The organism is Mesorhizobium sp. M1E.F.Ca.ET.063.01.1.1, from assembly GCF_003998155.1.
In the GTDB taxonomy this organism is placed as follows: Bacteria; Pseudomonadota; Alphaproteobacteria; order Rhizobiales; family Rhizobiaceae; genus Mesorhizobium.
The window spans coordinates 1-4,422 of the sequence record NZ_RZSC01000506.1 but is presented as its reverse complement, the minus strand read 5'-3'; the positions used below and the strand labels follow the sequence as shown (position 1 = coordinate 4,422).

Here is a 4,422-nt window from a genome sequence, read left to right as displayed (position 1 = left end):
CTTGGCGGTTGCGATGTCGCGCACCGTGGCGGCGGCCGCGACGTTCAAGTCGAAATTCTCGCCCTGATAGCGCGGGTCGCCGCGACGGAAATCGCCTTCGGGATAATCCTCCGCGCGCCTGACGTCGCCGGCGAGGAAGCCGCGGCCGAGCGGCGCGAACGGCACCAGGCCGATGCCGAGTTCCGCAAGCGCCGGGATGATCTCGGGCTCGAGGTTGCGCTCCCACAGCGAATATTCGCTCTGCAGCGCCGAGACCGGATGCACGGCATGCGCGCGGCGGATGTTGGAAATCCCCGCCTCCGACAGGCCGAAGAAGCGCACCTTGCCTTCCGCCACCAGCTCGCCGACCGCGCCGGCGACATCCTCCATCGGCACGTCAGGGTCGACGCGGTGCTGGTAGAGGAGGTCGATGCGGTCGGTGGCAAGCCGCTGCAGCGAAGCCTCCACCACCTCGCGGATATGCTCTGGCCGGCTGTCGCGCCCCGTTCCGTCCTGCTTGCCGTCGACGATGCGGAAGCCGAATTTTGTCGCGATCGTCACCTGATCGCGCCGGCCCTTCAGCGCGCGGCCGAGCAGCTCCTCGTTGATGAAGGGCCCGTAGACCTCGGCCGTGTCGAGGAAGGTGCAGCCGAGCTCGATCGCCCGGTGCAGCGTCGCGATCGACTCCGCCTCGTCGGCCGGTCCGTAGGACTGGCTCATGCCCATGCAGCCGAGGCCGATCGCCGAGACGACGAGCCCCTGGTTGCCGAGTTTCTGCTTGCCCAGGCTCATCGTCTTGCTCCGGCCGAATTTGCAACCCGGCTAAATTATAGGGTCGGCACCGAGCACGTCCAGCGCTTGATCCATGTCAAGGGAAACCGGAGAGCGGGATCGTATGGTCGGTCCGTCTTGGGAAGGACGCAAGGCGGGCGGGTGGTTCCGGCCGACTCCACTCCCTCGGAACCCTGACGGAACCACCTGGACCGCCTTGTTGGCTCAGGCCATCGGCAGCAGCCGACGCATGATCAGCGAGGCGTGGCCGCCGACCCCATGCGCCGCCGGCCGGTGCTCGACCACCTCGAAGCCATGCTTGCGGTAGAAGGCGATCGCCCGGTCGTTACCCTCGATCACCTCCAGCGCGATGCTGGGAATGCCGGCATGGGCGGCGAGCACGGCATGCAGAAGATCGACGGCAAGGCCGGTGCCGAACTCCTGCGGTTCGATATGCAGCCGGTCGAGCATGACGTCGCCTTTCTCATCCATCGCCGCCATCGCATAGCCCGCGATCGAGCCATCGGTCCGCTCCGCGACGAACGACATCTTGTCGTGGTCGGCGAGCTCCTCGGCCAATTTCTCCGGCGCGTGCTTCTCGTCGGAAAGCCGAGCGGTGTTTTCTTCACCCATGATCGGCGAATAGGTCCGCCGCCAGGACCCTCCGAGCAACCGCGATACCTCTGCCAGGTCGTTCTTTGCCATCGCCCTGATCTGCACCATTGCAATCTCCTTCGCTTGCCGGCGCAAGGCGGCGGCGCGGCCCACCTTCTGCGGCCCTGCGCGAATGCCTGGCAAGGCCGGCCGCCGGATCACTCGAACGGGCTGACAAGGCGAAGTGTTCCGATGCTGCACTGCACAAGTTCGCCTGGCAGCGCGGCAGCCGCTGCTTGTCCTCCCACCATCCTGAATAAGCCCATGATTACAGTGCGTTGAAATTAAGACAGGCGCCGAAAAATTCCGGGTTTCGGCCTTGAAACCCCTAGGCGCCAGACTAGTTCGATAGACGCGCGCGGCCCAGAAGAGGGCGTTCGCGGAGGGAGGGTTCCATGGTTGCCAAGGAAGTGAAATTCCACACCGAGGCCCGCGACAAGATGCTGCGCGGGGTCGATATCCTGGCCGACGCGGTAAAGGTGACGCTCGGGCCCAAGGGCCGCAACGTGGTCATCGACAAGTCGTTCGGCGCCCCTCGCATCACCAAGGACGGTGTGACGGTGGCGAAGGAAATCGAACTGGTGGACAAGTTCGAAAACATGGGCGCACAGATGGTGCGCGAAGTGGCGTCGAGGACCAGCGACATCGCCGGCGACGGAACCACCACCGCCACGGTCCTTGCTCAGACCATCGTGCGGGAAGGGGCGAAGGCCGTCGCCGCCGGCATGAACCCGATGGACCTGAAGCGCGGCATAGATCGCGCCGTCGAGGCGGTCGTGGCCGAGATCAAGGCCAATGCCCGCAAGGTGACCCGCAACGACGAGATCGCCCAGGTCGGCACCATCTCGGCCAATGGCGATGCCGAGATCGGCCGCTTCCTGGCCGAGGCGATGCAGAAGGTCGGCAATGAAGGCGTCATCACCGTCGAGGAGGCCAAGACCGCCGAAACCGAGCTCGAGGTCGTCGAGGGCATGCAGTTCGATCGCGGCTATCTCAGCCCCTATTTCATCACTAACCAGGACAAGATGCGCGTCGAGCTGGAGGAGGCCTATCTGCTGATCCACGAGAAAAAGCTCTCCAACCTGCAGGCGCTGCTGCCGATCCTTGAGGCGGTGGTGCAGTCGAGCAAGCCGCTGCTGATCATCGCCGAGGATGTCGAGGGCGAAGCTCTGGCGACGCTGGTCGTCAATAGGCTGCGCGGCGGATTGAAGGTCGCCGCCGTCAAGGCGCCCGGCTTCGGCGACCGTCGCAAGGCGATGCTGGAAGACATTGCCATCCTCACCGGGGGTCAGGTCATCTCCGAGGATCTCGGCATCAAGCTGGAGAATGTCACGCTCGAGATGCTCGGCCGCGCCAGGCGGGTGACCGTCGAAAAGGAAACCACCACCATCGTCGATGGCGCCGGTGGGAAGGAGGAGATCCGGGGCCGCGTCGCCCAGATCCGGCAGCAGATCGACGAGACCACCTCAGATTATGACCGCGAGAAACTGCAGGAACGGCTGGCTAAGCTCGCCGGCGGCGTGGCTGTCATCCGCGTCGGCGGCTCGACAGAGGTCGAGGTCCGGGAGCGCAAGGACCGGGTCGACGACGCGCTGCACGCCACACGCGCGGCGGTCGAGGAAGGCATCCTGCCCGGCGGCGGCGTCGCGCTGCTGAGAGCCGTAAAGGCGCTCGACGGGGCCGTCGTCGACAATGCGGACCAGAGGACCGGCATCGAGATCGTGCGCCGCGCGCTGGAAACGCCGGTGCGCCAGATCGCCGAAAATGCCGGCGCAGAAGGCTCTCTCATCGTCGGCAGGTTGCGCGAAAGCGGCGAATTCTCCTTCGGCTGGAACGCGCAGACCGGCAACTATGGCGATCTCTACGGCCAAGGCGTGATCGATCCCGCCAAGGTGGTGCGCACCGCGCTGCAGGACGCCGCCTCCATCGCCGGCCTGCTCGTCACCACCGAGGCGATGGTGGCGGAAAAGCCGAAGAAGGAGACCGCTCCGGCAATGCCGCCCGGAGCGGGAATGAATTATTGAGCCAGCCACTTCGCCATCCCCCGGCTTAGGCCGTGGGTGGCGAAGCTCAGGGGCTTTCGCAATCACGACCTTGCCGGAACGATCGCCGCCGTTGCGCCAAAATTGACTCCCCCGCCGCTCTCCGCCATCCTTATATCCGCCGCCCTTCACGCGGCAGCATGTTCAGAGTGAGGCCATGGCCAGTCCCGTCGCCAGAGAAAATTCCCGCCGCGCCGCGGTGAAGAAGGCGCTCGACCGCCACAAGGTCCATGTCACCGCGCAGAGCTTTTCCGGCGGCACCTACAGCGCGCGCGTGCTGGTCGATGGCGAGGCCTATTGGGTCGACGAGTTCCGGCTTGACCAGCTCAGGCAGGGGTTGACGCCCGCCGAGCTGGAATTGACGCCGGCCGCCGACGATTGAGCGTGGCTGCCGTCGTCTCGCACTGCGCCGGAAAATCCGAAATGCTGGCAGGACAGAGGGGGGTGTGACGGAACGCGGCCTTTGCCATTGTCTGCTCTGCGCCTTGGCGCCTAACCCATGCCCTCCAAGCTCAAATCCTACCGCGCCAAGCGAGAGTTCAGCCGCACGCCGGAGCCCACTGGCGGACTGATCGGCGAGGGCGGCAACCGCTTCGTCGTCCACAAGCACCACGCCACCGCCGACCATTACGACCTGCGCCTCGAAGTCGGCGGCGTGCTCAAAAGCTGGGCGGTGCCGCGCGGGCCTTCGCTCAACCCGGCCGACAAGCGCCTCGCCGTCGAGACCGAGGACCACCCCATCGAATATATCGACTTCGAGGGCGTCATCCCCGAAGGCGAATATGGCGGCGGGCCGATGATCGTCTGGGACACCGGCACCTGGGCGCCGATGGAGGATGTCGAAAAGAGCCTCAGGACCGGCGCCTTCAAGTTCCGGCTGGCCGGCCAGAAGCTCAATGGCGGCTGGATGCTGACCAGGCTGAAGCCCAAGCCCGGCGAGGACGAGAACAAGAAGAACTGGCTCTTGTTCAAGGAG

5 protein-coding genes are annotated in these 4,422 nt (G+C 65.5%); 3 read left to right on the top strand and 2 right to left on the bottom strand.

Annotation, left to right across the window (positions count from 1 at the left end; translation table 11 throughout):
- A partial coding sequence (locus EOA29_RS26550) for an aldo/keto reductase (protein ID WP_145969809.1) occupies positions 1–771 on the bottom strand: 771 nt, incomplete at its 3' end.
- A 204-nt stretch (positions 772–975) separates the two neighbouring features.
- The gene (locus EOA29_RS26545; RefSeq protein WP_126094567.1) at positions 976–1,473 is read right to left on the bottom strand and encodes a GNAT family N-acetyltransferase; all 498 of its coding nucleotides are present in this window, start codon (positions 1,471–1,473) and stop codon (positions 976–978) included.
- 326 nt (positions 1,474–1,799) lie between these two features.
- Here EOA29_RS26545 and groL point away from each other — a divergent pair, with 326 nt between their 5' ends.
- The 3 genes from groL to EOA29_RS26530 form a co-directional block, all read left to right on the top strand.
- The gene (gene groL / locus EOA29_RS26540) at positions 1,800–3,428 is read left to right on the top strand and encodes a chaperonin GroEL (protein ID WP_126094566.1); all 1,629 of its coding nucleotides are present in this window, start codon (positions 1,800–1,802) and stop codon (positions 3,426–3,428) included.
- A gap of 175 nt (positions 3,429–3,603) precedes the next feature.
- Positions 3,604–3,828: a hypothetical protein gene (locus tag EOA29_RS26535; RefSeq protein WP_126094565.1), complete on the top strand. Its 225-nt coding sequence runs from the start codon at positions 3,604–3,606 to the stop codon at positions 3,826–3,828.
- Between the two features lie 117 nt (positions 3,829–3,945).
- A partial coding sequence (locus EOA29_RS26530) for a DNA polymerase ligase N-terminal domain-containing protein (RefSeq protein ID WP_281061113.1) occupies positions 3,946–4,422 on the top strand: 477 nt, incomplete at its 3' end.